This is a genomic window from Micromonospora sp. NBRC 110009 (genome assembly GCF_030518795.1).
Classification (GTDB): domain Bacteria; phylum Actinomycetota; class Actinomycetes; order Mycobacteriales; family Micromonosporaceae; genus Micromonospora.
On record NZ_CP130427.1, the window covers coordinates 2,501,805 to 2,527,833 of the forward strand.

Sequence of the window (26,029 nt, forward strand, 5' to 3'; positions counted from 1 at the left end):
CAGTTCGGCGATGCCGGCCGGCTCAGGACTCCCGCTGAGCCGGCCGACGACTCACAATGCTGCGAGCGCCGTTCGCCTTTCGTCGATGCTCGGTCCGCCTCCGGGGAGCCGCACTCCGCCCCCACCCGGATCGCCGGCGCGCGCAGCACCACTCCCGCCCCCAAAGGGTGCCGGGTGGGCCGTGTCGCCCCTCACCCCCCTGACGCGGCCGGCCCGCCCGGCGCCACCCCCGGTGACGCCCGTCGCACCCGCGCCCCCGCTGCCACGCTCGCCCCCGCTGCGATCCGTCGCGATCGGCGTAACCTGCAAGCCGCAGCATCGTGGGGAGGGGGCGAGATGACCGACCGAGTGGCACGCGACCGCACTGCCGGACAGAACAGCGGCGGAGGGCTGAGGCCGCGGCCCTGGGCCGCCCCGGTCCGCGCGATGAGCCGCATCCTCAACGCCGACGGCTCCCCGCGCATCCCCGCACCGGCCGGCCCCGGGCGGAGCGGCGTGGTCGACTGCGGCCTCTACGTCGACGGCGAGCGCCAGCCGGGCGAGTGGCACTACGCCGACGCGCTGGCGGCGGCCCGCCGGGAGCGGAACGCCTTCGTCTGGATCGGCCTGCACGAGCCCGAGCTGGACGAGATGACCGAGATCGCGGACACCTACGGCCTGCACGAGTTGGCGGTGGAGGACGCGGTCAAGGCCCAGCAGCGCCCCAAGCTGGAGCGCTTCGGCGAGGTCGTGTTCCTGGTCCTGCGCACCGCCCGCTACTGCGAGCACACCGAGCTGACCGAGAACTCCGAGGTGGTGGAGACCGGCCAGGTGATGCTCTTCATCGGGCCGGACTTCCTGATCAGCGTCCGGCACGGGGACGCCTGCCGGCTCTCCCCGGTCCGGGCCGACCTGGAGGAGAAGCGGGATCTGCTGCGGCACGGCCCGTGGGCGGTCGCGTACGCGATCACCGACCGGGTGGTGGACCTCTACCTGGAGGTCGCCGACCGGCTGGAGGACGACCTCGACGTGCTGGAGGCGGACGTCTTCGACCGGCACGGCAGCGGGCGGATCCAGCGGATCTACCAGATGAAGCGGGAGCTGGTGGAGTTCAAGCGGGCGGTGGTGCCGTTGCAGCGCCCGCTGATGACGCTCACCTCGCAGGTCAACCGGGATGTGCCGCAGGAGGTGCGGCGCTACTTCCGGGACGTGCAGGACCACCTCAGCCGCACCGTCGAGCAGGTCAACTCGTACGACGACCTGCTCAACTCGATCCTCCAGGCCCGGCTGGCCCAGGTCACCGTCGACCAGAACAACGACATGCGCAAGATCGCGGCCTGGGCGGCGATCGGCGCGGTGTGGACGGCGATCGCCGGCATCTACGGCATGAACTTCGAGAACATGCCGGAGCTGAAGTGGACGTACGGCTATCCGGGGATCTGGGCCGTGAACCTGGCCCTGTCGTTCATCCTGTACCGCTGGTTCCGCCGCAACGGCTGGCTGTAGCCGCCGGGCACGCGGAAGCGCCGGCCACCCGGGGCGTACCCGACGTGCCGGCGCTTTCCGGGACAGGTCAGCGGCGACCGCCGGCCCGGGCGTTGCCCTTGCCGTTCGCGGTCGCCCTGGTGACGTCGTCGGCCGGGCGGCCGGAGACGTCCCGGGCGCCCTCGGCGATCGAGGGAACCTTGTCGTTCGGCTGGATCACCGGCTGGCTGCTGCTCCTGGCGGTCGATGCGGCAGCGTCGCCGCCGGCCAGCACCGGGCCGCCGGCGCCGGACGGGCCGGCCTGGGTGACCTTCGCGGTCGGGTCCGGGGTCTCCACCACGATGGTGTCCACGTCCTCGCGCATCGGCTCCAGCTTGTCCTCGCCCATCGGGGCCAGCTTGCCGGTCGGGTCGTACTCGGCCCACTCCAGCTGCTCGCGCCGGCGCCGCATGGCCATCGCGCCGGCCAGCCCGGCGACGGTGCCGGCGGCCAGCAGGCCGGCCATCATGCCGCGCGACCGCTGCTGCTTCTTCCGGGCGGCCTTGAGGTTCTTCGCCTTGAGCTGCTTCGTCACCGCGGCCTGCCGGGCGGCGGCCTTGCGGCCCTTCCCCGACTTGCCCGCGGCCTCGGCCTGCGCGTTGCGCATGGCGAGGACCAGCGGCGCGAGCGCCGCAGCCGTCGACGCGACGCGGCTCGACGCCCGGTCCCGGACGATGATCGCGGTGGGCGCGACGGCACCCCGGGCTGCCTGGACCCGCGGGCCGACCGAGGCGCCGGCACCCTTCGCCGCGTACGACGCGGCCTGCCTCAGGTGACCGATGCCCTGGCTCAGCTCGGCCTTCGCGAGCTGCCCCTGGGTCTTACGCCGCCCGATTCCAAACACGATCCCACCTCCTGGGAGTTGTTCCTCCGTCATCCTTCACCTTCGGATGCCTCCGTGTGGCCAGATCGGGCACATGGGAGGATCCGCATGGAACTGACCAACAAGTGAGGAGTACCCGTGGCCGAGGCTGTCTACGCCACCTTGCACACCAACGCTGGCCCGATCCGGCTGGAGCTCTTCCCGAACCACGCGCCGAAGACCGTGCGCAACTTCGTCGAGCTGGCCGAGGGCAACCGCGAGTACGTCGACCCGCGCACCGGCCAGCCGGGCAGCGGGCCGTACTACGACGGCACCGTCTCGCACCGTGTGATCAGCGGCTTCATGATCCAGATGGGTGACCCGACCGGCACCGGTCGCGGTGGGCCGGGCTACAAGTTCGCCGACGAGTTCCACCCGGAGCTGCGCTTCGACCGGCCGTACCTGCTGGCGATGGCGAACGCCGGACCGGGCACCAACGGATCGCAGTTCTTCATCACGGTGTCCCCGACCCCGCACCTGAACAACCGGCACACCATCTTCGGCCAGGTGGCCGACGAGCAGTCGGCCAAGGTCGTGGACTCGATCGCGAACACGCCGACCGGCCCGAGCGACCGCCCGCTCCAGGACGTGGTCATCGAGCGCGTCGAGATCGAGCGCAAGCCCTCCTGAGCGGCGTGCGGGTACCTTTGCTCGCATGACTGAGCGCTCGGGGCAGCCAGGCGACGCGACCGAAGGTCCGGTTCCGGCCGCCCCGGTCTGCTACCGGCACCCCGGCCGGCAGACGTACGTCCGGTGCACCCGGTGTGACCGGCCGATCTGCCCTGAGTGCATGCGGGACGCCTCCGTCGGGCACCAGTGCCCGGAGTGTGTCAACGAGGGACGCCGCAGCGCACGGCCGGCGCGCACCGCCTTCGGGGGCGGTGCCGCCGGCCGCCAGGGCTACGTCACCAAGATCCTGATCGCGCTGAACGTGCTGGTCATGATCCTCTCCATCGCCTCCGACCGGGGCGGGGACGCCGCCGCCGGCGGCTCCGGCTTCGGCGGCCTGATGGGCGGCTCGACCCCGTTGACCGACTGGGGTGCGGTGCTGGGCCAGGCCGTCTTCCCCGACGGGACCATCGGCGGGGTGGCCCAGGGCCAGTGGTACCGCCTGGTCACCGCCATGTTCCTGCACTACGGGCTGGTGCACCTGCTGCTCAACATGTGGGCGCTCTGGGTGCTCGGCCGGACCCTGGAGGCGGTGCTCGGGCCGCTGCGGTTCCTGGCGCTCTACCTGATCGCCGGGCTGGGCGGCAATGTCGCGGTCTATCTGTTCAGCGCACCGAACCAGCCCGCGGTCGGTGCGTCGACGGCCATCTTCGGCCTCTTCGCCGCGATCTTCGTGATCATGCGCCGGCTGGGCCGGGACACCTCGGCCATCGTGCCGATCCTGGTGATCAACCTGATCTTCACGTTCACCGTGCCGGGCATCTCCGTCGCCGGCCACCTGGGCGGGCTGGTCACCGGCGCGTTGATGGCGCTGGTCCTGGCGTACGCCCCCCGGATGCGGCGGACCCCGTTCCAGGCGGCGGGCGGCGCGATCCTGCTGCTGGCGCTGCTCGGGCTGGTCCTCGTCCGCACCGGGATGCTGACCGGCTGACCGGGCGGCCGGGCCGGGGAGCCGGGCGGCGTCAGGGTGCTGCGGCGGCGCGGGCGGCGCGCAGCGCCTCGGCCACCTCCTCCGGCGGGGCGTTCAGGTCGTACCGGCCGAACAGGTGCAGCGACTCGCCGGCGTCGATCTCCAGCGTCTCGGCGGTCAGCCCGCGCCGGGTACGCCGTTCCACCCGGATCGCCTCGACCGCCGGCCAGGGCAGCCGGCGCCGGCCGGCGAAACCCTGGATTACGGTGATCCCCTCCGGGTCGACGGCCAGCCGGACCGGCGCGACCAGGTCCCGCAGGCCCCAGCCGGCCAGCCCGACGGCGGCCAGCCCGGCGAGCACGGGCTGGACCCGGTCACCGCCGGCGAAGAGCAGGCCCAGCGCGACCAGCACCAGCGCGCCGGCCAGCTTGGCCACCGGCAGGATCACCGGCACCCGCCACTGCCGGGCCGGGGGCGACTGTGGATGCACCGCCCCAGCATGCCAGCCGCCCGGGCCGGGAGCGTGGCGGCCGGGAAACGGGGGAGGACGGCCGGCCGGGTCAGGACGTACTATCGGGGCCAGCCCAAGTTACCGGGGAGTAAACATGAGTGACGCGGTCATCGTCGGTGCGGTGCGGACCCCGGTCGGGCGGCGCAAGGGCAGCCTCGCCGGAGTGCACCCGGTCGACCTCTCGGCGCACGTGCTGCGTGCCCTCGCCGAGCGGACCGGCCTCGACCCGGTCGACGTCGACGACGTGGTCTGGGGCTGCGTGTCGCAGGTCGGCGAGCAGTCCTGGAACGTCGCCCGCAACGCCGTCCTCGCCGCCGGCTGGCCCGAGTCGGTCCCCGGCACCACGCTCGACCGGCAGTGCGGGTCCAGCCAGCAGGCCCTGCACTTCGCCGCCGCCACCGTCCTCTCCGGCCAGGCCGACCTGGTGGTCGCCGGTGGCGTCGAGTCGATGACCCGGGTGCCGATGGGCGCCAGCGTGGCCGGCGGCATGCCGTTCAGCCCGGCCATCCTCGAGCGCTACCGCGGCGTCGAGGGCGTCGCAGAGGACAGCCCGCTCCCGTTCAACCAGGGCGTCGGCGCCGAGCTGATCGCCCAGCGGTGGCGGTTCTCGCGTACCCAGCTCGACGAGTTCGCGCTGGCCAGCCACGAGAAGGCGGCCGCCGCGCAGGACGCCGGGGCGTTCGACCCGGAGCTGGCCCCGGTGGCGCTGGGCGACGGCGGCAAGTTCACCGCCGACGAGGGCATCCGCCGCGACACCTCGCTGGCCAAGCTCGGCGAGCTGGCCACCCCGTTCAAGGCCGACGGCGTGGTCACCGCCGGCTCCGCCTCGCAGATCTCCGACGGGGCCGCCGCGCTCGCGGTCACCAGCAGCGAGTGGGCCAGCCGCCACGGCCTGCGGCCGCTGGCCCGCGTGCACACCGCCGTGGTCGCCGCCGCCGACCCGGTCACCATGCTCACCGCCCCCATCCCGGCCACCGCGAAGGCGCTGCGCCGCGCGGGGCTGGGCATCGAGGAGATCGGGGTGTACGAGGTGAACGAGGCGTTCGCCCCGGTGCCGCTGGCCTGGCTGGCGGAGACCGAGGCGGACCCGGAGCGGCTGAACCCGCGCGGTGGCGCGATCGCCCTCGGCCACCCGCTCGGCGGGTCCGGCGCCCGGATCATGACCACGATGCTCCAGCACATGCGGGACAACGGGATCCGCTACGGCCTGCAGACCATGTGCGAGGGCGGCGGCATGGCCAACGCGACCATCGTCGAGCTGCTCTGAGCCGGGTCGACGTCGGCTGGCTCGGCGAGGTGTTCCGCACCATGCCGATCTGACCGGCTGTGGCGGCGGTCATTTCGCCGCTCGGACCAGCTGCGGCAGGGTGCCGCTGTGGACACGGTTGACAGCTACCGCAGGTTCGCCGAACGGGAGGCGCGGGGCCAGTCCCCGACGTACGAGCGGCTGGCCCTGGCGGTCGCCGCGGACGCCGGCCTGCTCGCGCTGCTCGACCGGCTCCCCGTACCCAGGCGCCAGCCGAACCTGCTCTTCGGCGCGGCCCGCTTCCTCGGCGGCCCGGTCGACGACCCGGACCGGTTCCGGGCCTGGGCGACGGCGAACTGGTCCGGACTGGCGGCGACCATGTCGGCCCGGCGGACCCAGACCAACGAGGCGGCCCGCTGCGCGGTGCTGCTGCCGCTGCTGGCCCGGCTGCCGCAGCCGCTCGCCCTGCTGGAGGTGGGCGCCTCCGCCGGTCTCTGCCTCCACCCGGACCGCTACCGCTACGCCTACGGCGCCCACCGGGTCGGGCCGGCGGACAGCCCGGTCGAGCTGAGCTGCGCGGTCGACGGGCCCGCCCCGCTGCCGGACCAGGTCCCCGAGGTGGTGTGGCGGGCCGGGCTGGACCTGAACCCGCTCGACGTCACCGGCCCGGACGACCTGGCCTGGCTGACCGCGCTGGTCTGGCCGGAGCACCAGGACCGACGAGACCGGCTGCGGGCCGCCGCCCTGGTCGCCCGGGAGTCGCCCGCCCCGGTGCACCGGGGCGATCTGCTCACCGACCTGCCGGCGCTGGCCGCCACCGCACCCCGGGACGCCACGCTGGTCGTCTTCCACAGTGCCGTGCTGGCGTACCTGCCGGCGGAGGGGCGGCGCGCCTTCGCTGAGCTGGTACGCGGGCTGCCCGGCCACTGGATCTCCAACGAGGGGGCCGGGGTGTTCCCCGAGTTCGCCGAGGGACTGTCCGTTCCGGACGGTCCGGCCCGGTTCCTGCTGGCTCTGGACGGTCGCCCGGTCGCCTGGACCGGGCCGCACGGCCAGTCCCTGCACTGGCTGGCGAACTGGGCATGAAACGGACGGGACTCGCTTCCGGTCTCGAGGCGGGCCCTGGCCTGGCAAGAATCCGGGGGTACCTGTACCGGTACTCGGGCCGCGGGGGCGCGATCACGACCAAGACCAAGGTCGGCACCGGCTGGAACACGGTGCGCGACGTCGTCCAGGTCGGCGACTTCGACCCGGATCGGCACCGGCTGGGGCAGCATGACCCCGCTGCTCTGACGCGGGCACCCGGCCGGGTCTCGCCTTACCGGCGGCGGGGTCCGGCCGTGGCGCTCCGGACGTCGGACCGGGGGTGCGACTTGCCGGGGTGGAAGTTCCAGAACTTCGGCGTGACCCATATCACCCCAATCAAATGCTCGTTGCATCTTGCATGGACGTGTTCTCCCGAACGTTCCTTCCGGCCGCCGCCGAGACCGGCCTGGCGACCCAGACCGTGGGCCGGCACATGCCGGTCTTCCGCCGGTGCGTCGGTTCCGGCGACGCGACCATCCTGGTCACCCGGTGCAGCCGCCCGGACCACCCGATCGGCGGCGAGTACCTGATGCTCCTCACCCACCGCCGCCTGGTGGTCACCCAGCAGACCCGGGTGCTGCACCGGCTGCGGCTGCACCTCAACACCGAGCTGCGGGAGCTGAGCAACGTCACCTGGAGCCCCGACCCGCGGTCGCAGACGGTCGAACTGGCCGCCACCGCGATCGACGGGGTCCGCGAGCGGTTCCTCATCCGGACCCACCACCCGAAGCAGGTGTGGCAGGTGGACACGCTGCTCAACCACGCCTTCCGGACCCGGCTCCGGACGTCCGCCGAGCGGCTGGTCGCCACGATCGGCGAGCCGCCCGTCGGCGCCCGCTGGGCCGCATTCCGCCCGGCACCGGTGCGCTGACCGGCTCCTTACCGAACCCGAACATTCCCCGGACCTCCCCGGCGGCCGGCCGTCGGTAATCATGGGCCGGTGACCGCCGACACCTCCCCGCGTGGGCTCGTCCTCGTAGTGGAGGACGAGCCGGCCATCGCCGACCTGGTCCGGCTCTACCTGAGCCGGGACGGCTTCGGCGTACACCTGGAACGGGACGGGGCGGCCGGCCTGGCCGCCGCGCGGCGGCTGCGCCCGGTGGCCTGCGTGCTCGACATCGCGCTGCCCGGCCTGGCCGGGACCGAGATCTGCCGGCGGCTGCGCGAGGCCGGCGACTGGACGCCGGTCATCTTCCTCACCGCCCGGGACGACGAGGTCGACCGGATCGTCGGCCTGGAACTGGGCGCGGACGACTACGTGACCAAGCCGTTCAGCCCGCGCGAGCTGGTCGCCCGGGTCCGGGCCGTGCTGCGCCGCACGGCCGGCGCGCCCGCCGGGGCCGAGCGGCCCCGGGTGGTCGGCGCGGTCACCCTCGACCCGGCCCGCCGGACCGTCACCGCCGGCGGCGCCCCGGTCCAGCTCACCTCCACCGAGTTCGACCTGCTCGCGCACCTGATGGCCCGGCCCGGCCGGGTCTTCACCCGGGAGGAGCTGCTCGCCGGCGTCTGGGGGTACGCCGCGCACGCCGGCACCCGGACCGTGGACGTGCACGTGGCCCAGGTCCGGGCCAAGCTCGGCCCGGCCAGCGTGATCCGCACCCACCGCGGCGTCGGGTACGCGGCCGATGCCTGAGCAGCCCACCGTCGCGTTGCCGGTGCTCGGGTCCCGCCCGGCCCCGGCGCCGCCACGCCGGCGTCCCGCGCACACCCTGACCGCCCGCGCGGTGTTGGCCACCTGCGCGGTGGCGCTGGTCTCGGTGCTGGTCACCGCGCTGGTCGCGGTCCCCCTCGCGGTACGCGGCGCCGAGCGGCGCGACCAGGAGGCGCTCGCCGCCCAGGCCCGGCTCGCCGCCAGCGTGCTTCGGGTCAGCGCGGCCCGGCAGCGCGACACCGCCGGGGAACGCCTGCTCCGCCAGCTCCGCCAGCAGGACATCGACGTGTACCTCATCCGGGCGGGCCAGGTGGACCGCCCCGGCCTGCCCCCGCAGGTGGTGACCCGGGTGGCGGCCGGCCGGGACGTCTCCGGCCGGCGGCTGGTCGCCGGCGAACGGGCCCTGGTCGAGGGGCGGGCGCTGTCCGGTGGCGACGGGGTGGTGCTCGCCCGCCCAACCCCCAGCGGGCCCTGGCGGCAGGTGCTGCGCAGCCTCTGGCTGCCGCTGCTCGCCGGGCTCGCCGCCGGGGCGGGCGCCGGGCTGCTGCTGGCCCGCCGGTTGGCCCGGCCCATCCGCGTCGCGGCCACCGCCGCCGCCCGGCTGCGCGCCGGGGACCGGGCGGTCCGGGTGCCGGTCGAGCCGCCGGACGAGGTGGCCGACCTGGCGTACGCGCTGAACGGGCTGGCCGCCGCGCTGGCCACCAGCGAGGGGCGGCAACGGGAGTTCCTGCTCTCGGTCTCGCACGAGCTGCGCACCCCGCTGACCGCCATTCGGGGCTACGCCGAGGCGCTCGCCGACGGGGTGATCGACGCCGACGGGGTACCGGCGACCGGCCGGACCATGCTCGCCGAGGCCGAGCACCTGGACCGGCTGGTCAGCGACCTGCTCGCGCTGGCCCGGCTGGAGGCGGCCGACTTTCCGCTGGAGCCGGGGCCGGTCGACCTGACCCGGCTGGCCGCCGACGCGGAGCGGACCTGGTCGGACCGGTGCGCGGCGGTCGGCGTGCCGTTCCGGGTGGAGGCACCCGCCGGGCCGGTGCCCGCGTACACGGATCCGGGGCGGATCCGGCAGGTGGTGGACGGGCTGCTGGAGAACGCGCTGCGGGTCGTACCCCCGGGGGCGCCGATCGTGCTGGCGGTCCGGCCGGCCGGCGCGGACCCGGCCGCCGGCGGCGTCGTCGAGGTCCGCGACGGCGGACCGGGCTTCACCGACGACGACCTGGCGGTGGCGTTCGAGCGCGGCGCGCTGCACCAGCGGTACCGGGGGGTGCGCAAGGTGGGCAGCGGCCTTGGCCTGGCGCTCGCCGCCGGTCTGGTCCGCCGGCTCGGCGGCGGCATCACGGCCGGGCACGCCCCGGAGGGCGGTGCCGCCTTCACCGTCCGGCTGCCCGGCGATCCTTACCTGACCCGAACATCCGCCTGACCATCCGCTCGTGCCCACGAGGCACGCTGAAGGCACCACGGACGAGAGAGGACAACCGATGGCACGTCAGGGAATTGTCACCGGCGTCACCGCGCTGCTCGCGGCGGCCGCGCTGGGCCTCGCCGGCTGCGGTCCGGCGCAGCTCGCGCAGGACTCGGCGAAGGAGACCGCGGTCGAGGTGGCCGCCGCCATGGGCGCGGACGGTCAGGCGCTCGCCGCGATGGGCTTCGACGCCGCCGACCTGGACGTGGACCCGGTCGCCGCCCCGGCGCCCTCCGCCTCGACCGGTGAGCAGGCCGGCCCGGCCCGGAAGGGCGAGCGGGGGCAGGAGTGGCGCAACCGGCACCGGGCCCGGGTGCTGCTGCGCAAGAACACCCTGCACGGCGAGGTCGTGGTGCAGACGAAGGACGGCGGTACGAAGACCGTCGCCGTGCAGCGCGGCCAGGTGACCGCCATCGACGACAAGTCCATGACGGTCAAGTCCACCGACGGCTTCACCATGACCTGGACGTTCGACGAGAAGCTGCGGGTGATCGAGCGGCGCACCACGGTGCAGTCGAGCGACATCAAGGTCGGCACCACGGTCGGCGTGGCGGGCACCAAGGACGGCGACGACGGGGTGGCCCGGCTCGTCGTGGTCCCGCTCAAGCAGCGCTGAGCGGGGAGCGGCGGCCGTCCCGGCGGGGCGGCCGCCGGTCGCCCGCGCGGCTCATGAACGACCTTCACACAGCTCAGGGGCGCTGCTCTCGCCGCAGCGGCGAGGCGCCGGGTTACGCTAGGGCCGACTTGCCGTCGCCACCGTGGAGAACCCGTGTGAAGCTCTCGATCCTCATGCCGGTCTACAACGAGGAAGAACGCATCGCCGATGCCCTGAAGCAGGCACTGGCGGTGGACTACCCGTGCGAGATCGAGCTCGTCGTGGTCGACGACGGCAGCCGGGACGGCACCGCGGAGGTCCTCGGCCGGGTGGACGACGCGCGGCTGCGGGTCATCAGCCACCCCCGCAACGCGGGCAAGGGGGCGGCGATCAAGACCGCCGTCGACAACGCCGAGGGTGAGTACATGGTCATCCTCGACGCCGACCTCGAGTACGACCCGCAGGACATCCCGAAGCTGCTGGAGCCGGTGCTCGACGGGCGGGCCCGCGTCGTCTACGGCAACCGGACCTTCGGCAGCCACAGCGCCTACAGCTTCTGGTACGTGATCGGCAACAAGGGCGTCACGACCGTGGCGAACGTGCTCTACAACTCGTACATCGGCGACCTGGAGACCTGCTTCAAGCTGATGCCGCTGGAGCTCTACCGGTCCCTGCACATCCGGTCCCGGGGCTTCGGCATGGAGGCCGAGGTCACCGGCAAGCTGCTGCGCCAGCGGATCCGTCCGTACGAGGTGCCGATCAGCTACCGCGCACGGGGCCGCGAGGAAGGCAAGAAGATCACCTGGAAGGACGGCGTCGAGGCGGTCTGGATCCTGGCCCGCGAGCGGGCCCGCCGCCGCCCGGTCGACGCCGCGCAGCGCTGACGCCGACCGGGGGCGGTCTCCGCCCTCAGGCGGACGGGGACAGGAACGCGTCGATCGAGCCACGCAACCCTTCGGCGTCCAGGCCGTGCCAGCGGGTGTGGTCCGCCGGCGAGCCGTAACGGCGCAGCTCCGTGCGGCCCACGCCGAGGGTGAGCAGCCGGTGCGGCCGGTCGGCCAGCGCCGCGCCGACCACCCGCGCCGACGTCCCGGCCAGGTACGGCTCGACCAGGATCACCTCGGTGCCGGCGAGGGCGCGCAGCCCGGCCGTGTCGAACGGGCGCGGCCGATGGGTGTACGCCACGGTGACGGCCCGGTCGGCGACCGCCGCGAGCGCCTGGTCCAGCAGCGGGCCGACCACCACCAGCAGCGGCGTACCCGGCCCGGCGTCGCGGATCACCCGCAGGTCGCCGGCGTCCGGGTAGGCCGCCGCGTTGCTCTCGGTGGAGAGCCGCACGTACGCCGAGTCCTGGCCGCACACCGCGTCCCGCAGCACGCCGGGCACCTCGTCCCGGTGGCCCGGCACGTGCACCGTCCAGTCGCGCAGCGTGTCGATCAGCGCCACGTCGGCCGGCCCCAGGTGGGTCCGCCCCGCCGCCGCCCGGTCGTACGACGCGCCGACGCTGACCAGCACCGCCGCCGCCCCCTGGTGGTCGAGGTCCAGTTTGATCTGCTCGTACGCCCGCTCGACCAGGAACGGCGCGTAGCTGTGCACGATCGGGCGCAGCCCGGTCAGCGCCAGCCCACCGGCCACGCCCACCATGAGCTGTTCCCGGATGCCGACGTTGATGACCCGCCCGGGGTGCCGCTCGGCGGCCGGGGCGAACGCGGCGGCCGAGATGTCGGCCAGCACGATCGCGGTCCGCGGGTCGTCCAGGTAGGTGCTTGCGGTGGTCACGAAGGTGTCGCGCATGGTCACTTCCCGTCGGTGACGACCGCGACGACGACGTGCGGCCGGTGGTGGTCGTGCCCGGTGAGGGCGGTGTGCAGGGCCGCGTGGTCGCGGCCGTCGACGGTCGCCGCGGTCCAGCCGTTGACGGTGAACCGGGCGGCCGCGCCGCCCGGCCAGCCGTGGCTGGCGGACCGGTTGTCCAGCACGATCGCGGTCAGGTTGCCGAGCCCGGTCGCCCCGGCGTACGCGATCGCCTCGTGGTTGGAGCCCTCGTCCAGTTCGGCGTCGCCGAGCAGCACGTACACCCGGGGGTCGGCCCGGCCCTGCGCGCGCAGGCCGAGCGCGGTGCCGACACCCAGGCCGAGGCCGTGGCCGAGCGACCCGGAGCCGATCTCCACGCCGGGCACCAGCAGCCGGTCCGGGTGGTCGCCGAGGCGGCTGTCCGGGCCACCCTGGTCGTCCAGCCACTCCACCGGCACGAAACCCTTGGCGGCGAGCAGCGCGTAGTAGCCGGCGACCGCGTGCCCCTTGGAGAGCAGGAAGCGATCCCGGTCCGGGTCGTCGACGGTCTCCGGGGTGATCCGGAGCACCCGGTCGTAGAGGACCTGGAGCACGTCCAGCGTCGAGTACACGTTGGCGCCGAACTCGCGTCCGGCGCGTACCCGGTCGAGCAGCGCGCCCAGCACGGCGGGGTCGGTGGCGGTGGTCGTCGTCATGCGGCTAGCCTCGGAGTTGAAGCGCACTTCAACTCAAGGCCCTGTGATGCACGAAGCACTCACCATCGGACAGCTCTCCGCCCGCAGCGGGGTGGCCCCCTCCGCCCTGCGCTACTACGAGCGGCTGGGGCTGATCCGGGCCGAGCGCACCGGCGGCAACCAGCGCCGCTACGCCCGCTCGGAACTGCGCCGGGTGGCGTTCGTCCGGATCTCCCAGCAGGTCGGCGTCTCACTGGAGGAGATCCGCGAGGCGCTGGACTCGCTGCCGTCCTCGCGTACGCCCACCCCGGACGACTGGGCCGCCCTCTCCCAGGCGTGGCGGGACCGGCTGGACGAGAAGATCCGGCTGCTCGGCAAGCTTCGCGACGACCTCGACGGCTGCATCGGCTGCGGCTGCCTGTCCCTGCAGCGCTGCACCCTCTACAACCCGGGCGACACGCTTTCGGCCGAGGGCCCCGGCGCCCGGCTGATGCTGCCCCGGCCCGCCGAGGCGGACGGCGACGCGGCCTGACCGGTCACCGGACCAGCAGCACCTTGCCCAGGTGGTCGCTCGTCTCGACCAGGCGGTGCGCGTCGGCGGCGTCGGCCAGCTTCGCCCGGCTGTGCACGATCGGCCGGACCGCCCGGGACTCGACCAGCGGCCACACCTGCTCGCGTACGCCCCGGACGATCTCCGCCTTCTCGGCCAGCGGTCGGGAGCGCAGCGCCGTGGCGTGGACCGCGGCCCGCTTCGCCAGCAGCATGCCCAGGTCCAGCTCGCCCTTGCGACCGCCCTGCATGCCGATAACCACCAGCCGGCCGCCGGTGGCCAGCGCCGCCACGTTCCGTGGCAGGTAGGCGGCGCCCATGATGTCCAGGATCACGTCCGCGCCCCGGCCGTCGGTGACCCGGCGCAGCTCCTCGACGAAGTCCTGCTCCCGGTAGTCGATGGTGTGCGCGGCGCCCAGCTCGCGCAGCCGCTCGTGCTTCGCCGCCCGCGCGGTGACCACCACGGTCGCGCCGAGCGCCACCCCGAGCTGGATGGCGAAGGTGCCGATCCCGCTGCCGCCGCCGTGCACCAGCAGCGTCTCGCCCTTCGCCAGCCGGGCCAGCTGGACCACGTTCGACCAGACCGTGCAGGCCACCTCCGGCAGCGCTGCGGCGTCGACCAGGTCGACGCCGGTCGGCACCGGCAGCAGTTGCCCGGCCGGCACGGCCACCTGCTCGGCGTAGCCGCCGCCGGCCAGCAGGGCACAGACCTCGTCGCCGACCGCCCAACCGGTCACCTCCGGGCCGAGCGCGGCGATCACCCCGGAGCACTCCAACCCCGGGTACGCGGGCGCGCCCGGCGGCGGCGGGTAGCTCCCCTGCCGTTGCAGCAGGTCGGCCCGGTTCACCGCGCTCGCCTGCACCTCGATGACCACCTCGCCGGGGCCGGGCTCCGGGTCGGGCACCTCGGACCAGACGAGGGCCTCGGGTCCGCCGGGTTTCGGGATCGTCATCGCGTGCATGGCCCAGTCTTACCCGATCCGGCCGTCCGTCCACGCCCGGGCCAGGATCTCGTCCACCGTCTCGTCCGGGGTCTGCTCGGAGGTGTCCAGCCAGAGCCCGATCGGGGGCGTGTCGGCCCGGAACTCGGCGTCCAGGTCGGCGACCGGCCAGTCCCCGTACCCCTGCTTGGGCCGCTCCCGCTCGCGGGCGGCGACCACCTCGGCGCGGGGCGCGAGCACCACCACCGCGAGCGGCCGGTGCCGGATCCGGTCGACCATGGCCGGCAGGTCCGCGCCGAGCAGCACGTCCTGGAGCACCACGGTGAAGCCCGCCGCCGCGTAGCGGTCGGCCGCGGCGGCGGCCAGGTCGTAGCGGAGCCGGAGCTGGCGCAACGCCTCGTCGGAGAGCTGGGCGGTCATCTCCGCCCGGCCGCCGACGATCATCCGGCGGAACACGTCGCCGCGCAGGTGCACCGACCGGGGTAGCCGCCGGGCCAGCAGCTCGGCCACTGTGGACTTGCCGGCCGCCATGATTCCGCTGACCAGCACCACCGTCGGGGTCTCCCACACGGCGGACATCCTTCCAGTGGGGGTGGGACGGCGGCTCGCCCGTTTCGGGGTCCGTGGCAGACTATGCACGGTCGCGTGCCCCGCGGGGACGCGTCCGGGAGGGTTCGCCTAGTGGCCGATGGCGCTGGTCTTGAAAACCGGTAAGGGCAGCGATGTCCTTCGTGGGTTCGAATCCCACACCCTCCGCACTCCCTGTTCGCGCCGCAGTCGGCGGCTGCGGATCCGGACACGGCGCGCTTCCGGTTCTTTCTGGCCCGTGGAGGGGGTATGAAGGGGCGCAGGAATTCGCGCGCACCCGGAAGGACCGTTTCGATGACCCTGGAACGACCGATCGCCCCGGACCCGTACGAGCTGCTGCCGACGGTGCCGTCGTTCACGCTGACCAGTGACGACGTGCACAACGGCGAGCCGATGGACGCGCGGTACGCGCACGGCAGCGCCGGCGGCGAGAACGTCTCCCCGCAGCTGTCCTGGTCCGGCTTCCCCGACGAGACCAAGAGCTTCGTGGTGACCTGCTTCGACCCGGACGCCCCGACCGGCAGCGGCTTCTGGCACTGGGTGCTGGTGGACGTGCCCACCTCGGTGACCGAGCTGCCCACCGGGGTGAAGGAGAGCGACCTGGGCGCCGCCTTCAGCATCCGCAACGACTACGGGGACACCGGCTACGGCGGCGCGGCCCCGCCGCCCGGCGACCGCCCGCACCGGTACGTCTTCGCGGTGCACGCGGTGGACGTGGAGCGCCTGGACGTCGGCCCGAGCGCCAGCGCGGCCTATGTCGGCTTCAACCTGGCGTTCCACACCCTCGCCCGGGCGGTCATCCGCCCGACGTACCAGATCAAGGAGTGACCGGCTGTCAGGAAGGGGCCCCGGCTGTCGCCTTTCGTCAGCCGGGGCCCCTTCCTTGCCAGTCAGCTCAGGCCGGGACGCGGGCGACGGCGAAGACGGACTGGCCGAACGGTGGGCGCAGCCGCTGCTCGGCCGCCTTGGTGGCGGGCAGGACCAGGCTGTCGTAGACCTTCACCATCGGGCCCTCCTTCGGCATCAGCCGGAAGACCTTGGTGGCCATGAAGTAGCCGATCAGGCCGAGGGCGTTCGCGTAGTGGATCTTCTCCACGGTGAGCCCGGCCTCGGTCATCGCCGCGGCCAGGGTCTTCTTGGTGTAGCGGCGGACGTGGCCGGTGGCGATGTCGGCCGGGCTCATCGCGAACTGGAACGCCGGCACGATGATGATCACGGCGCCGCCGGGCCGGACCAGGTCGCGCATGCTGCGTAGCGCGCCCACGTGGTCGTCGATGTGCTCCAGCACGTTGTAGGAGACGGCCGCGCTGTAGTCGGCGCGCTCGGAGTGCGGCAGCAGCATCTGCCGGACCTCGATGCCCGGTCGGTCGGCCAGCCGCTCCTTGAGCCGGACCAGCCGGTCCGGGTCCGCCTCGGTCGCGGTGATCCGGGGCAGGTGCTCGGACCACTCCAGGGCGTAGTCGCCCAGCCCGCTGCCGATCTCGATGGGGTTGTCACCGAGGTACGGCACGGCAAGCTCGACGAACCACCTGCGGTGGTTGACCGCCGTCGCCAGGCCCTCGAGCACCTCCGACTGGACGCGCTGATCCCCAGTGATTTCTGCCATGCGTCGATTCCTCACGATATGACTGACCCGCGCCTGGACCGACAGAGTCAACCATCCGGATGGATGGCAAGGGAATCGGGGCACCGGGGGTGGCCGAATTGCGGTCGGGGGTGGGCACGTGATCGGCGGTCGGCGAACCCGGCACATAGTACGCCAGTACCCAGAAACATGTCACGTCCCTGCCATACCCTGACTACGCTCTGAATTGTCATGACTACTCCTGAATCGGACGCCGGCCGGGGCGACGCCGTCGAGGGCGGGCCCGACGAGGGCGAACGGCCGGGGCGGGAGCGGTGGATCGACGGTGCCGCCGTGCTCAGCTTCGTGCTGCTCGCGTTCTGGGTGACCGCCCGGTTCTGGACGAACCCCGACGCCGGGGTGCGGGACAACCGCACCGACCAGGCGCAGTTCGAGTGGATGATGGCGCATGGTGCACGGGTCGTGACCGATTTTGCCTACCCTTTCACGTCGGACCGGATGAATGTGCCGGACGGCGTCAATCTCATGGCAAATACGTCCGTATTATCCATTTCTTTGCCAATGACGCCCATCACCGTCCTGTTCGGCCCGAGTAAGGCATTCCTGGTCTTTCTCGCCCTCGGCATGGCTGCCACTGGCGTCGCCTGGTATTTCGTCCTATCCCGGGTGCTGATCGGCGCCCGGGCACCGGCCTGGCTCGGGGCCGGATTCTGCGCCTTCGCGCCGGCGATGGTCTCGCACGCCAACGCCCACCCCAACATCGTCGGCCAGTTCGTGGTGCCGCTGATCGTCTGGCGGACGCTGCGGCTGGCCCGACCGCGCCGCTGGCTGCGCAACGGCGTCCTGCTCGGGGTGTTGATCGTCTGGCAGGCGTTCCTCAACCTGGAGATCCTGCTGATGACGGCGATCGGGCTGGGCGTGGTGGTGGCCGCGCTCGCCATCGGTCGACCGGAGACGCGCCGAGCGGCCCGACCCTTCTGCGCCGGACTGGGGGTGGCCGCCGTCGTCGCCGGGGCGCTGCTCGCCTACCCGCTGTACGTGCAGTTCTTCGGGCCCGGGGCGTACCAGGGACTGTCCCGGCTGATCCGGGGCTACCGCACCGACCTCGCCTCGTTCGTCGCCTGGTCCCGGGAGTCGCTGGCCGGGGACGCCCGGGGCAGCGTCTGGCTGGCCAAGAACGCCACTGAGGAGAACGCCTTCTTCGGCTGGCCGCTCGTCGTCCTGGTGGTCGCGCTGGTGTGGTGGCTGCGGCGCAGCGTCGTGGTGCTCGGCCTGGCCGCGGTCGGCCTCGTGTTCGCCCTGTTCTCCCTCGGCCGGGAGATCCGGCTCGACGGGCACGACACCGGCATCCCCGGCCCGTGGGCCGTGCTGGAGGACCTGCCGATCCTGCACTCGGTGGTGCCCACCCGCTGGTCGCTGGCGCTCACCCCGATCATCGGGATCCTGCTCGCGCTCGGCGCGGACCACGCCCGCCGGTTGGCCCGTCGCCATCCGGCCGCCCGCCCGCAGATCCGGTTCGCCACCGCGACCGTGCTGACCATGGCGCTGCTGCCGATCCTGCCCACCCCGCTCCCCGCGGTGCGCCTCGAGCCGACGCCCGCCTTCGTCACCTCCGGGGCCTGGCGGCCCTACCTGGCCGGCGGGCGGAGCGTCGTGACCCTGCCGCTGCCCGACACCACCTACGCCGACCCGCTGCGCTGGTCCGCCGAGACCCGGCTGGCGATGCCGCTGGCCCGGGGCTACTTCCTCTACCCGGACACCCGGCCCGGCGCCGGCCGGGTGGCGCTCTTCTCCGCGCCGCCCCGCCCCACCAGCACCTTCTTCCACACGATCCGCACCACCGGCGGGGTGCCGCCGATCACGCCGCAGGACCGGGTGGCCGCCGTGGACGACCTGCGCTACTGGCGGGCGGGCGCGGTGATCCTCGACCCCCGGGTGCGGCAGGCCGATGCGCTGGCGCGGGGCATGTCCGAGCTGACCGGCCTCGAGCCGAGGTTCACCGGCGGCGTCTGGCTCTGGGACGTCCGGCCGCTGGTCGACTGAGCGGGCGGCGGGCTCAGGCCGGGCGAAGGCAGCAGCCCTGGCAGATCTTCGGCCGGGGCAGCGTGAAGGCGAGGCAGCAGGTACGCCGCTGCACCGTCGGCTCACCGGCCGGGCCGGGCACCAGCTCCACCAGGTCGCTCAGGTCGAGGGCGTCGAGCAGGGTGCCGATGCTGGCGGCGGCGGAGCCGGGGAGCGCGTCCGAGGCGCGCAGGATGCCGTGCGAGATGCCGGAGGCGACCGAGCCGAGCAGCGTACGCGTGCCGAGCCGGACCTCCGTCTGGATGGCCGCGATCAGCGGGGCGAAGTGGGCGTCGAGGAGCGAGGCGCGCAGCGCGTCGAGCAGCGCCGCCTCGTCGGCGACCACCCGGACGTCCGGGTGACCGGCCAGGGCCAGCGGGTCACCGGGCAGCACGGCGATCGTGGTCGAGCTGCGCAGGCCCAGGGTGAGCAGCTGGTGATGGTCCTCGAAGTGGACCAGCACGTCGGCGGGGTCGAGCAGCGGCACCCGCCGGGCCGACGCCCAGCCGAGCACCACCGGCAGCGCGGTCCAGTAGCTGTACGACTTCCAGGCCAGCGCGGCGCAGGCGTGCGGCGTGCCGCCGAAGCGCCGGGTCGCGGCCCGCAGGAACTCGGGCAGCAGCGTGCCGTCGACCAGCCGGGTCGCCGGTGACCAGCGGGCCTCGTCGGTCGTGACCAGCAGGCCGGGGGCGAGCCCGGGCAGGTCGTCGGTGCCGAACATGGCGCGCAGGGTGGTGGTCACCGGGGCGAGCGGCGTGGCGGTGTCCCGCCTCGGCATCACCGCTGTCACCTGATCCGTCCCCTGTCTGGTGGTCCCCGCCGGTCGGCGTCCGCCGCCCGATCGAACTAAGGCTAGCCTAACCACAGCTCGTGGTCCGGGGAAAGTCGGGTCAGGGGGTGGATGAAGAGGTCCCGGTCACTCCGCCGGACGGGGCCGCGTGCCGCGTACTACCCGGCCGGGCGGGCGGGAAACGCCGCCGGAGCGGGCCGGCGGCGGCGCAAGCATCGATGATCACCGCTGAATTGTCAAGGTGAATGTCGAATACGAGGCAGTTTCCGTGCACGTTCGGCCACCGAGCGTGAAAATGGTCTTCCCGCATACGAGGAAGCCGATGTCGACCTCCCCCATCGAGCGTGCCGCCGAGTCGTTCGCGGCTGAACTCGTCCGGCACCGCACCGGCCGTGGGCTGTCCAAGAAGCAGTTGGCGACCCTGATGGGCTTCGACCCGTCCTACGTCAGCCACGTCGAAGGGCGCCGGCACCGGCCCACCGAGGACTTCGCCCGCCGCGCCGAGGCCGTCCTGGAGGCCAGCGGCGCGATCTGGCAGCGCTTCCGGGAGTACGACGAGCTGCGGCACGGCCGCTCCGGCGGGGCCCACCGCGAGCCGCCCGTCCCCGGCCAGTGGCTGCCGCCCGGCACCGGGCTGGTGGTGGAGCGGGAAACCGCGACCCTCACCCACACCGACGAGGGCTACCACTGCGTGATCCGGCGGGAGCTCTACAACGCCGGCACCGAGCCGGTCACCCGCTACCTGATCCGGGTCGCGGTGGACCGCTACCCCAACGACCCCGGCCGCTCCAACCGGCACCACCGGGAACACCCGCTCACCTTCGCCGAGCTGCAACTGGCGGCGTACCGCGACGACGGGGGCGGGCGCGAGCCGATGCACTGGCGGGCCAAGCACGACCGGGACGCGTCCAAGGAGATCTGGCTGCTCTTCGAGAACACCGAGGGACGCTTCCCGCTCTACCCCGGCGACCGGGTCACCATCGAGTACGCGTACCGGGTCGGCCGGGACAAGTGGGGCCCCTGGTTCCAGCGGGCCGTCCGCCTGCCCACCCGCCACCTCGCCGTCCGGCTCGACCTGCCCGTGGACCTCGACCCGAAGGTGTGGGGGATGGAGACCTCCCTCTCCTCCGAGGAGGGGCCGCTGCGTACCCCGATCCAACGCCACGACCGGAGCGGCCGGGCCATCTTCGACTGGGCCACCGACGACCCGCCGCTGAACGCCCGCTACCGGCTCCAGTGGCGGTTCCGCGGCCTGCCCCCGGACGCCGAACCCGACGGCACCGGCCCGGGCGTCCGGATCCGGGCGAGCGACCGGATGCGCGGCATCGGCATCGTGCAACGCGGCGACGACCTGCTCCGCCAGCCCGCCCGTCAGTTCGACCTGCCGCGCGAGGAACACGCGGCCCGGGAGGTCATCGACCGGCTCTCCGCCGCCCTGACCCGCCTCGACGAGCTGCACCCGTTCAACAAGGGGGTCGGCATCGCCGCACCGCAGCTCGGGCTGGGCTGGGCCGCCGCCCTGGTCCGCCCCGCCGACCGGGCCGCCGAGCCGGTCGTCCTGCTCAACCCGCGGGTGGTCGACACCGCCGGCGAGACCGACGAGCAGTACGAAGGCTGCCTCTCCTTCTTCGACCACCGCGGCCTGGTGCCCCGGCCCCTCCGGATCGACGTCGAGCACGCGCAGTGGAACGGCGGCCGGGTCATCACGTCCTTCGAGTACGCCATGGCCCGCCTGGTCGCCCATGAGATCGACCACCTGGAGGGGCGCCTCTACGTCGACCGGATGGCCCCGGGCGTGCCCCTGGTGCCGGTCGAGGAATACCGCCACACCGGCCGCCCCTGGCGCTACTGACCCGCCGAGGGTTCCGGTGCGCGGACCGGTTGCCGGTCCGGCCCGCGCACCGGCGAACGGGGGCCGGGTCGCGTGCCCCAGGGGCCAGGGGCACGCGACCCGGCTCGGGGGGAGAAAGGCCTACAGGTTGCCGAAGGTGTCGTATCGGATGTTGCCCGGCGGGACCTCGTCCGCGGCCAGCGCGCGCAGGGTGGCGCGGACCATCGGGGCCGAGCCGGAGACGTAGCAGTCGTGCGCGGTCCACGGGCCGTACCGGGTGACCACGTCGGAGATGTCGCCCAACTCGCCGTCGAACTCCAGGTCGTCGCTGCACGCGGGGGTCACCGACAGCCACGGGTGGCCGGTCACCAACTCCTCCAGGCCGGGCAGGCCGTACAGCTCCGCCGGCCGGCGGGCCCCGTAGAAGACGTGCACCCAGCGGGTCCGGTTGAAGCCGGTCAGCTCCTCCACCAGCGCCTTGATCGGCGCCAGCCCCACCCCGCCGGCCACGCAGAGGACGTCGCGGGTGGACGTCCGGTCCAGCGTCATCGACCCCATCGGCGCGGCCACCCGTAGCAGGTCACCCGGCTTGGTCCGGCGGACCAGCGCCCCGGACACCCAGCCCGCCGCGCCGGCCGGCGTCCGGACGTGGAACTCCAGCACGTTGTCGTCGTTCGGGGCGTTCGCCACCGAGTACGTCCGCCACACCCGCGGGTGGTAGCGGGGCACCTCGATGCTGACGTACTGACCGGCCTGCCAGGGCAGCGGGTGCTGGAGGGCGCGGACGGTCAGTACGGCGGTGTCCGGCCCGTGCCGCTCGTGGGTCAGCACCTCGGCGTGCCAGAACGGCGGGTTCTCGTCCGCCGTCGCGCCGGCGAGCATCCGTTCCGAGATGCTCGCGTACGCCTCCCGCCACACCTGGTCGTACTCCAGGTTCCAGCCGTCCCCCGCGGTGCTGCGCAGCGCGTCCAGCAGGGCGACCCCCATGGTCTCGTAGTGCGCCGCCTCGACGTGGTACTTGCGGTGGTCCCGACCCAGCGCGCGAAGGTACCCGTCGAAGCTCTCCGGATCGCCGACCGTCTGGGTGGCGGTGACGATCGCGTCCAGGATCCGGTGGCCCTGCCCGTTCATCTGCACCGGGAACAGCCCGCGCAGCGCGGGGTCGAGGAGGAACAACCGGGCGTAGAAGTGGCCGCTGAGCTGGTCCCGGTCGTCCTCCACCAGGGCCCAGCTCTCCTTCAGCAGCCGCGCGAAGTTCTCCACGGGGGCACGCTCCTTCTCCTCACGGGCGGATCGGCCCTCATAGAATCTCCACGGAGCGTGCGTGGTGGTCGCACAGAATGTGCGACCGGCTCATCCTCCTCCCGAGCCGGTGTCGATCGGCCCCCACGTGCGGCACAGTGGTCCGGTGACGGTTGACGAGATCACCCGCCCGGTGTCCCGCGGGACCCTGGGCACCGAGACGCTGCTGGTGCTCGGTCTCTCCCTCGGCCAGTCGGCGGTCTACGCCCTGGTCTCGCTGATCGCCAAGCTGACCGCCGCCGGCCCGCTCGCCAAGCAGACCGCCTCGCTCAACACGTCGGCGTCGGCCCGGCCCTACCTCGACCTGACGTACCAGCTCCTGGGGATCTGCTTCGCGCTGCTGCCGGTGCTGCTCGCCGTACACCTGCTGGCGCGCGACCCGGGCGACCCGGCCCGGACGCTCGGGGTGGACCTGCGCCGGCCCGGGTCGGACCTGGCCCGGGGCGCGGGCCTGGCGGCGCTGATCGGCCTGCCCGGGCTGGCGCTGTTCTGGGCGGCGGCACAGCTCGGGATCAACGCCACCCTGGTCCCGGCCGCCCTGCCGCACCTCTGGTGGGCGGTGCCGGTGCTGATCCTCGCCGCCGTGCAGAACGCCGTGCTGGAGGAGGTGATCGTGGTCGGTTACCTGGTCACCCGGCTCGGGCAGCTACGGTGGCGGCTCGGCGCGGTGGTCGCGGCCAGCGCGGTGCTGCGCGGCTCGTACCACCTCTACCAGGGCTTCGGCGCGTTCGTCGGCAACGCCGTGATGGGCGTGATCTTCAGCCTGTTCTTCCTGCGTACCCGGCGGGTGGCCCCGCTGATCGTCGCGCACACCCTGCTCGACGTGATCGCCTTCGTCGGCTATGCGCTCCTGCCCCGGTCCTGGTTCGGCTGGCTCTGACCGGCGCGGCCCGGCCGGTAGAGGACGACCGCCCGCGCCGCCAGCCGCTCCGTGGCGGCCGCGTCGCCGGCGGCGGCGGTGAGCAGCGCGGCGCCCGGCAGCAGCCGCGACACCAGCCGCAACCCGAGCCAACCGCCGGCCTGCGCGGCCAGCGGCGTCGCCAGCCGCCACGCCGCCTCGGCCGCCCGGGGCCACGGCCCCGCGGCCGGCGCGCCCGCCGATCGGACCGCGTCCAGCGCCGCCCGGGCGGTCCCGACGTCGGGGTGCACCTGGGTCAGCACCAGCAGCTCGGGCACCCGGTCCGGATGACCCGGATCCCGGCCGTGGACCGCCGCCAGGTGCAGCACCAGGTTGGCCTGGGTCCAGAGCACCGCGGTCAGCTCCGCCACCGGTGCCAGCAGCCCGGCGCCTGCGGCGAGCGCCCCACCCGCACCGGCCAGCCGGACGAACCGCCGGGTCACCAGCCGGGCCAGCCCGTCGGCGTCCGCCGCCGGGTAGGCCCCACGGGCCCGCCGCACCCAGTCCTCGGCGCGCGGCCCGAGGGTGTCCACCGCCGCGACGGCCAGCAGCTCCGGCGCGAAGCCCGGGTGGTCGAGCAGGCGCGCGCCCACCGCCCGCCAGCCCTCCCCCGGGGTACGCCCCGACTCCGCGATGACCTGGCTCGCCGAGGCGATGATCACCGGCTGAGCAGCCCTCGTCGTCTGCGGCGTGTCCGGCCCGGTGGCGGTCTCCGTCGAGAGGGCGGCAGGCGGCTGCGGGGCGTCCGGTTGCCCGGCGGTTGGCGGCTCGGCGGCGACCGTCTTCCTCGTCGCGGCGGTCTTCCGGGCGGGCGCAGCCTTCGTGGTCTTCGTCACCCGCCGGGTCCGAGCCGCAGCCGGGGGTTCCTCCGGAGCCTCGGCGCCGGCGGTGGCCGCCTTCCCCGCCGTCGCCTTCTTGGCCGCTGTGGCCGGCTCGATCGGTGTCGCCGCCTCGGCGGGTGCCGCCTTCTTCGCTGTCGCCGCCTTGGTCGAGGCGGCCTTCTTCGTCGGGGTCGTCTTCGTGTTCGTCGCGGCCGCCGGCGCGCGGTGGGCCGGCTTCGGGGTCTCCTCGGCCAGCGGGTCGGCCGGGCCGGTGTCCGCCGCTTGGGGATCGGCCCGGCGAGCGGGCGGCTCGGCGGCGGCGGTCTCCGCGGGCGGGCGTGGCCGGGGAGCGGCGGCGGGCGGCTCGGGTGTCCGGTCGGCGGCCGGGGCGGCCTGGGCCGGGTCGGGCGGCTGGAAGAGCACGGTGGGGGCCACCCTGGCCCGCCGGGCCCGGGGTGCCGTTCCGCTGCCGGCGTCGGCCTCGACGGGCGGTTCGGGCGTGGGCGGCGGGGTGAAGGTCGGCTTCGTGGAGCGGCTCCGCCGGGCGCTGGCGGCGGGCTCGCGACGGGGCGGATCGCTCGGCGGCTGCTCCTGCATATCGATGGAGCCTAGCCGTGGACGTGACGTCGCACACGGCGGAAACACCGGGGGTGCGACCTCCATCGGTAGTCGCTTTGCCCCGGGTGGCTGTCGACCTGTATCCTCGGGCGCGGTGGTCTCCGGGCCACCAGGGAGACTTCGCCTAGTCTGGTCTATGGCGCCGCACTGCTAATGCGGTTGGGGTCTTAAAGCCCCTCCCGGGTTCGAATCCCGGAGTCTCCGCGCGGAAGCCGGGTGTGTAGACTGGCCGAGCAACAAGCGCCCGTAGCTCAACGGATAGAGCATCTGACTACGGATCAGAAGGTTAGGGGTTCGAGTCCCTTCGGGCGCACAGAGCAGGAGAAAGCCCCCGACCCGCCAGAACGGCAGGCTCGGGGGTTCTTTCGTATCCGCCGAGATCAGCGCCTGGACGCTCGTGGGAGCCACGCTGGGAGCCACGACGCCCTCATTGCCCGAACAGGGCACGGGACATGGCCTCCGCAGCCGAGCGGCGGTCGCCTTTCATCAGGTGCCCGTACACATCCTTGGTGATCGCGATTGACGTGTGTCCGAGCACTTCCGAGACGACGTGCAGCGGGGTGCCCTGAGCCAGCATCAATGAGGCTCCGGAATGGCGAAGCTCGTGCGGGTGCCAATGCCCGAGTCCGGCGCGCCTGCACAGCGCCGAAAGCCGATGGGAGAAGTTGTCCGGATCCAGCGGTGTGCCAACCTCGCTCGGAAAGATCAGGCCGTGGTCCTGCCATGCCTCGCCGGCTGCCAGCCGTTCCTCAGCCTGCCGAGCCCGGTGCCGGCGCAGCAGCTCCACCAGCTGGGGTGTGAGGTAGAGGGTTCGCCGTGAGCGGCGGGTCTTGAGTTCGCTGACTACCAGGCAGGTTCGCCGGCCGGCCGCCGGATGGCGCTCCTTGATCCGCTTGACGCTGTGCGACACCGCCTGTGGAAGGACGCCACCTCAGGCGGCGGCGGGTGCCCCGCGCTGTACAAGACCGAGGGGGGCTACTTCGTGCAGGGCATCAAGCTGGACGACGAGACCCGGGCGCAGCTGCGCCAGCAGATGCCGGTCAAGTACCGTGTCTAGCGCCTGATCGCTGACCAAGATG

27 protein-coding genes and 3 tRNA genes are annotated in these 26,029 nt (G+C 73.6%); 19 read left to right on the top strand and 11 right to left on the bottom strand.

Annotation, left to right across the window (positions count from 1 at the left end; genetic code table 11):
- Positions 1-336: 336 nt before the first annotated feature.
- Positions 337-1,485, top strand: a complete 1,149-nt coding sequence (gene corA / locus Q2K19_RS11925) for a magnesium/cobalt transporter CorA (protein ID WP_302770582.1) — start codon at positions 337-339, stop codon at positions 1,483-1,485.
- A gap of 67 nt (positions 1,486-1,552) precedes the next feature.
- Here the strand turns inward: corA and Q2K19_RS11930 are convergent, their stop codons facing one another.
- Positions 1,553-2,380 carry a hypothetical protein gene (locus Q2K19_RS11930; protein WP_302770585.1) on the bottom strand — a complete coding sequence of 276 codons (828 nt, stop codon included), beginning with the start codon at positions 2,378-2,380 and terminating at the stop codon, positions 1,553-1,555.
- A gap of 84 nt (positions 2,381-2,464) precedes the next feature.
- Here Q2K19_RS11930 and Q2K19_RS11935 point away from each other — a divergent pair, with 84 nt between their 5' ends.
- Both Q2K19_RS11935 and Q2K19_RS11940 read left to right on the top strand, forming a co-directional pair.
- Complete coding sequence (locus Q2K19_RS11935) at positions 2,465-2,995, top strand: peptidylprolyl isomerase (RefSeq protein ID WP_302770586.1); 531 nt, start codon at positions 2,465-2,467, stop codon at positions 2,993-2,995.
- Positions 2,996-3,020: 25 nt separating this feature from the next.
- Positions 3,021-3,965 carry a rhomboid family intramembrane serine protease gene (locus tag Q2K19_RS11940; protein WP_302770588.1) on the top strand — a complete coding sequence of 315 codons (945 nt, stop codon included), beginning with the start codon at positions 3,021-3,023 and terminating at the stop codon, positions 3,963-3,965.
- A 31-nt stretch (positions 3,966-3,996) separates the two neighbouring features.
- Here the strand turns inward: Q2K19_RS11940 and Q2K19_RS11945 are convergent, their stop codons facing one another.
- The gene (locus tag Q2K19_RS11945; RefSeq protein ID WP_302770590.1) at positions 3,997-4,434 is read right to left on the bottom strand and encodes a PH domain-containing protein; all 438 of its coding nucleotides are present in this window, start codon (positions 4,432-4,434) and stop codon (positions 3,997-3,999) included.
- Between the two features lie 115 nt (positions 4,435-4,549).
- Between Q2K19_RS11945 and Q2K19_RS11950 the strand changes: the two genes are divergently transcribed.
- The 7 genes from Q2K19_RS11950 (at position 4,550) to Q2K19_RS11980 (ending at position 11,382) form a co-directional block, all read left to right on the top strand.
- Positions 4,550-5,722 carry a thiolase family protein gene (locus Q2K19_RS11950; RefSeq protein ID WP_302770591.1) on the top strand — a complete coding sequence of 391 codons (1,173 nt, stop codon included), beginning with the start codon at positions 4,550-4,552 and terminating at the stop codon, positions 5,720-5,722.
- A gap of 108 nt (positions 5,723-5,830) precedes the next feature.
- A complete protein-coding gene (locus tag Q2K19_RS11955; protein ID WP_302770593.1) occupies positions 5,831-6,787 on the top strand; it encodes a DUF2332 domain-containing protein in 957 nt (318 codons plus the stop codon).
- Positions 6,788-7,145: 358 nt separating this feature from the next.
- On the top strand, positions 7,146-7,658 hold the full coding sequence (locus Q2K19_RS11960) for a hypothetical protein (RefSeq protein WP_302770595.1): 513 nt from the start codon (positions 7,146-7,148) through the stop codon (positions 7,656-7,658).
- Positions 7,659-7,727: 69 nt separating this feature from the next.
- Positions 7,728-8,420, top strand: coding sequence for a response regulator transcription factor (locus Q2K19_RS11965; RefSeq protein WP_302770596.1), 693 nt, complete (start codon positions 7,728-7,730; stop codon positions 8,418-8,420).
- Complete coding sequence (locus tag Q2K19_RS11970; protein WP_302770598.1) at positions 8,413-9,861, top strand: sensor histidine kinase; 1,449 nt, start codon at positions 8,413-8,415, stop codon at positions 9,859-9,861. The genes Q2K19_RS11965 and Q2K19_RS11970 overlap by 8 nt, the downstream gene beginning before the upstream one ends.
- A 58-nt stretch (positions 9,862-9,919) precedes the next feature.
- Positions 9,920-10,519 carry a hypothetical protein gene (locus Q2K19_RS11975; protein WP_302770601.1) on the top strand — a complete coding sequence of 200 codons (600 nt, stop codon included), beginning with the start codon at positions 9,920-9,922 and terminating at the stop codon, positions 10,517-10,519.
- 155 nt (positions 10,520-10,674) lie between these two features.
- Positions 10,675-11,382, top strand: a complete 708-nt coding sequence (locus tag Q2K19_RS11980) for a glycosyltransferase family 2 protein (protein WP_302770604.1) — start codon at positions 10,675-10,677, stop codon at positions 11,380-11,382.
- Between the two features lie 25 nt (positions 11,383-11,407).
- Here the strand turns inward: Q2K19_RS11980 and Q2K19_RS11985 are convergent, their stop codons facing one another.
- Together Q2K19_RS11985 and Q2K19_RS11990 are read right to left on the bottom strand one after the other, a co-directional pair.
- Positions 11,408-12,292 (bottom strand): transketolase family protein, encoded by an 885-nt coding sequence (locus tag Q2K19_RS11985; RefSeq protein WP_302770607.1) that lies wholly within the window; start codon positions 12,290-12,292, stop codon positions 11,408-11,410.
- 2 nt (positions 12,293-12,294) lie between these two features.
- Positions 12,295-12,987 (bottom strand): transketolase, encoded by a 693-nt coding sequence (locus tag Q2K19_RS11990; protein WP_302770610.1) that lies wholly within the window; start codon positions 12,985-12,987, stop codon positions 12,295-12,297.
- Between the two features lie 46 nt (positions 12,988-13,033).
- On the opposite strand from Q2K19_RS11990, the gene soxR reads away from it, so the two are divergent.
- Positions 13,034-13,498, top strand: coding sequence for a redox-sensitive transcriptional activator SoxR (gene soxR, locus Q2K19_RS11995; RefSeq protein WP_302770613.1), 465 nt, complete (start codon positions 13,034-13,036; stop codon positions 13,496-13,498).
- 4 nt (positions 13,499-13,502) lie between these two features.
- Here soxR and Q2K19_RS12000 read toward each other — a convergent pair whose 3' ends face one another.
- Together Q2K19_RS12000 and Q2K19_RS12005 are read right to left on the bottom strand one after the other, a co-directional pair.
- The gene (locus Q2K19_RS12000; protein ID WP_302770616.1) at positions 13,503-14,477 is read right to left on the bottom strand and encodes an NAD(P)H-quinone oxidoreductase; all 975 of its coding nucleotides are present in this window, start codon (positions 14,475-14,477) and stop codon (positions 13,503-13,505) included.
- Positions 14,478-14,486: 9 nt separating this feature from the next.
- A complete protein-coding gene (locus tag Q2K19_RS12005) occupies positions 14,487-15,026 on the bottom strand; it encodes an AAA family ATPase (RefSeq protein ID WP_302770618.1) in 540 nt (179 codons plus the stop codon).
- Positions 15,027-15,123: 97 nt separating this feature from the next.
- Here Q2K19_RS12005 and Q2K19_RS12010 point away from each other — a divergent pair.
- Positions 15,124-15,212: transfer RNA gene (locus Q2K19_RS12010), tRNA-Ser, on the top strand.
- Positions 15,213-15,338: 126 nt separating this feature from the next.
- On the top strand, positions 15,339-15,872 hold the full coding sequence (locus tag Q2K19_RS12015) for a YbhB/YbcL family Raf kinase inhibitor-like protein (protein ID WP_302770621.1): 534 nt from the start codon (positions 15,339-15,341) through the stop codon (positions 15,870-15,872).
- Positions 15,873-15,939: 67 nt separating this feature from the next.
- Here Q2K19_RS12015 and Q2K19_RS12020 read toward each other — a convergent pair whose 3' ends face one another.
- Positions 15,940-16,650 (bottom strand): class I SAM-dependent methyltransferase, encoded by a 711-nt coding sequence (locus Q2K19_RS12020; RefSeq protein WP_302770624.1) that lies wholly within the window; start codon positions 16,648-16,650, stop codon positions 15,940-15,942.
- A gap of 210 nt (positions 16,651-16,860) precedes the next feature.
- On the opposite strand from Q2K19_RS12020, the gene Q2K19_RS12025 reads away from it, so the two are divergent.
- The gene (locus tag Q2K19_RS12025; RefSeq protein WP_302770625.1) at positions 16,861-18,672 is read left to right on the top strand and encodes a glycosyltransferase family protein; all 1,812 of its coding nucleotides are present in this window, start codon (positions 16,861-16,863) and stop codon (positions 18,670-18,672) included.
- A gap of 13 nt (positions 18,673-18,685) precedes the next feature.
- On the opposite strand, the gene Q2K19_RS12030 is transcribed toward Q2K19_RS12025, so the two are convergent.
- Positions 18,686-19,468, bottom strand: coding sequence for an IucA/IucC family C-terminal-domain containing protein (locus Q2K19_RS12030; protein WP_302772444.1), 783 nt, complete (start codon positions 19,466-19,468; stop codon positions 18,686-18,688).
- A 334-nt stretch (positions 19,469-19,802) separates the two neighbouring features.
- Here Q2K19_RS12030 and Q2K19_RS12035 point away from each other — a divergent pair, with 334 nt between their 5' ends.
- Entirely contained in the window at positions 19,803-21,332 is a 1,530-nt protein-coding gene (locus tag Q2K19_RS12035) for a peptide deformylase (RefSeq protein ID WP_302770626.1), read from the top strand.
- A gap of 120 nt (positions 21,333-21,452) precedes the next feature.
- Here the strand turns inward: Q2K19_RS12035 and Q2K19_RS12040 are convergent, their stop codons facing one another.
- The gene (locus Q2K19_RS12040; RefSeq protein ID WP_302770629.1) at positions 21,453-22,574 is read right to left on the bottom strand and encodes a globin domain-containing protein; all 1,122 of its coding nucleotides are present in this window, start codon (positions 22,572-22,574) and stop codon (positions 21,453-21,455) included.
- Between the two features lie 145 nt (positions 22,575-22,719).
- On the opposite strand from Q2K19_RS12040, the gene Q2K19_RS12045 reads away from it, so the two are divergent.
- A complete protein-coding gene (locus Q2K19_RS12045) occupies positions 22,720-23,493 on the top strand; it encodes a CPBP family intramembrane glutamic endopeptidase (RefSeq protein WP_302770631.1) in 774 nt (257 codons plus the stop codon).
- Here the strand turns inward: Q2K19_RS12045 and Q2K19_RS12050 are convergent.
- Entirely contained in the window at positions 23,454-24,929 is a 1,476-nt protein-coding gene (locus Q2K19_RS12050) for a hypothetical protein (RefSeq protein WP_302770633.1), read from the bottom strand. The two genes, Q2K19_RS12045 and Q2K19_RS12050, sit on opposite strands and share 40 nt — an antisense overlap.
- A 134-nt stretch (positions 24,930-25,063) precedes the next feature.
- Between Q2K19_RS12050 and Q2K19_RS12055 the strand changes: the two genes are divergently transcribed.
- Together Q2K19_RS12055 and Q2K19_RS12060 are read left to right on the top strand one after the other, a co-directional pair.
- Positions 25,064-25,154 (top strand) — tRNA-Ser (locus Q2K19_RS12055).
- A 36-nt stretch (positions 25,155-25,190) separates the two neighbouring features.
- Positions 25,191-25,263 (top strand) — tRNA-Arg (locus tag Q2K19_RS12060).
- Between the two features lie 114 nt (positions 25,264-25,377).
- On the opposite strand, the gene Q2K19_RS12065 is transcribed toward Q2K19_RS12060, so the two are convergent.
- Positions 25,378-25,860, bottom strand: a complete 483-nt coding sequence (locus Q2K19_RS12065; protein WP_302770635.1) for a site-specific integrase — start codon at positions 25,858-25,860, stop codon at positions 25,378-25,380.
- Here Q2K19_RS12065 and Q2K19_RS12070 point away from each other — a divergent pair.
- Positions 25,852-26,007 (top strand): hypothetical protein, encoded by a 156-nt coding sequence (locus tag Q2K19_RS12070; protein ID WP_302770637.1) that lies wholly within the window; start codon positions 25,852-25,854, stop codon positions 26,005-26,007. The genes Q2K19_RS12065 and Q2K19_RS12070 overlap by 9 nt on opposite strands.
- Positions 26,008-26,029: the final 22 nt, after the last annotated feature.

What these genes read in the sequence shown, in the direction of transcription:
- Q2K19_RS12020 (WP_302770624.1), bottom strand. Translation starts at nt 16,650, where the DNA reads ATGGCAGAAATCACTGGGGATCAGCGCGTCCAGTCGGAGGTGCTCGAG.
- Q2K19_RS11985 (WP_302770607.1), bottom strand. Translation starts at nt 12,292, where the DNA reads ATGCGCGACACCTTCGTGACCACCGCAAGCACCTACCTGGACGACCCG.
- Q2K19_RS11970 (WP_302770598.1), top strand. Translation starts at nt 8,413, where the DNA reads ATGCCTGAGCAGCCCACCGTCGCGTTGCCGGTGCTCGGGTCCCGCCCG.
- Q2K19_RS11940 (WP_302770588.1), top strand. Translation starts at nt 3,021, where the DNA reads ATGACTGAGCGCTCGGGGCAGCCAGGCGACGCGACCGAAGGTCCGGTT.
- soxR (WP_302770613.1), top strand. Translation starts at nt 13,034, where the DNA reads ATGCACGAAGCACTCACCATCGGACAGCTCTCCGCCCGCAGCGGGGTG.
- Q2K19_RS12015 (WP_302770621.1), top strand. Translation starts at nt 15,339, where the DNA reads ATGACCCTGGAACGACCGATCGCCCCGGACCCGTACGAGCTGCTGCCG.
- Q2K19_RS11990 (WP_302770610.1), bottom strand. Translation starts at nt 12,987, where the DNA reads ATGACGACGACCACCGCCACCGACCCCGCCGTGCTGGGCGCGCTGCTC.
- Q2K19_RS12050 (WP_302770633.1), bottom strand. Translation starts at nt 24,929, where the DNA reads ATGCAGGAGCAGCCGCCGAGCGATCCGCCCCGTCGCGAGCCCGCCGCC.
- corA (WP_302770582.1), top strand. Translation starts at nt 337, where the DNA reads ATGACCGACCGAGTGGCACGCGACCGCACTGCCGGACAGAACAGCGGC.
- Q2K19_RS12000 (WP_302770616.1), bottom strand. Translation starts at nt 14,477, where the DNA reads ATGCACGCGATGACGATCCCGAAACCCGGCGGACCCGAGGCCCTCGTC.
- Q2K19_RS12030 (WP_302772444.1), bottom strand. Translation starts at nt 19,468, where the DNA reads ATGCCGAGGCGGGACACCGCCACGCCGCTCGCCCCGGTGACCACCACC.
- Q2K19_RS11950 (WP_302770591.1), top strand. Translation starts at nt 4,550, where the DNA reads ATGAGTGACGCGGTCATCGTCGGTGCGGTGCGGACCCCGGTCGGGCGG.
- Q2K19_RS11930 (WP_302770585.1), bottom strand. Translation starts at nt 2,380, where the DNA reads ATGACGGAGGAACAACTCCCAGGAGGTGGGATCGTGTTTGGAATCGGG.
- Q2K19_RS12025 (WP_302770625.1), top strand. Translation starts at nt 16,861, where the DNA reads ATGACTACTCCTGAATCGGACGCCGGCCGGGGCGACGCCGTCGAGGGC.
- Q2K19_RS12035 (WP_302770626.1), top strand. Translation starts at nt 19,803, where the DNA reads ATGTCGACCTCCCCCATCGAGCGTGCCGCCGAGTCGTTCGCGGCTGAA.
- Q2K19_RS11975 (WP_302770601.1), top strand. Translation starts at nt 9,920, where the DNA reads ATGGCACGTCAGGGAATTGTCACCGGCGTCACCGCGCTGCTCGCGGCG.
- Q2K19_RS11960 (WP_302770595.1), top strand. Translation starts at nt 7,146, where the DNA reads ATGGACGTGTTCTCCCGAACGTTCCTTCCGGCCGCCGCCGAGACCGGC.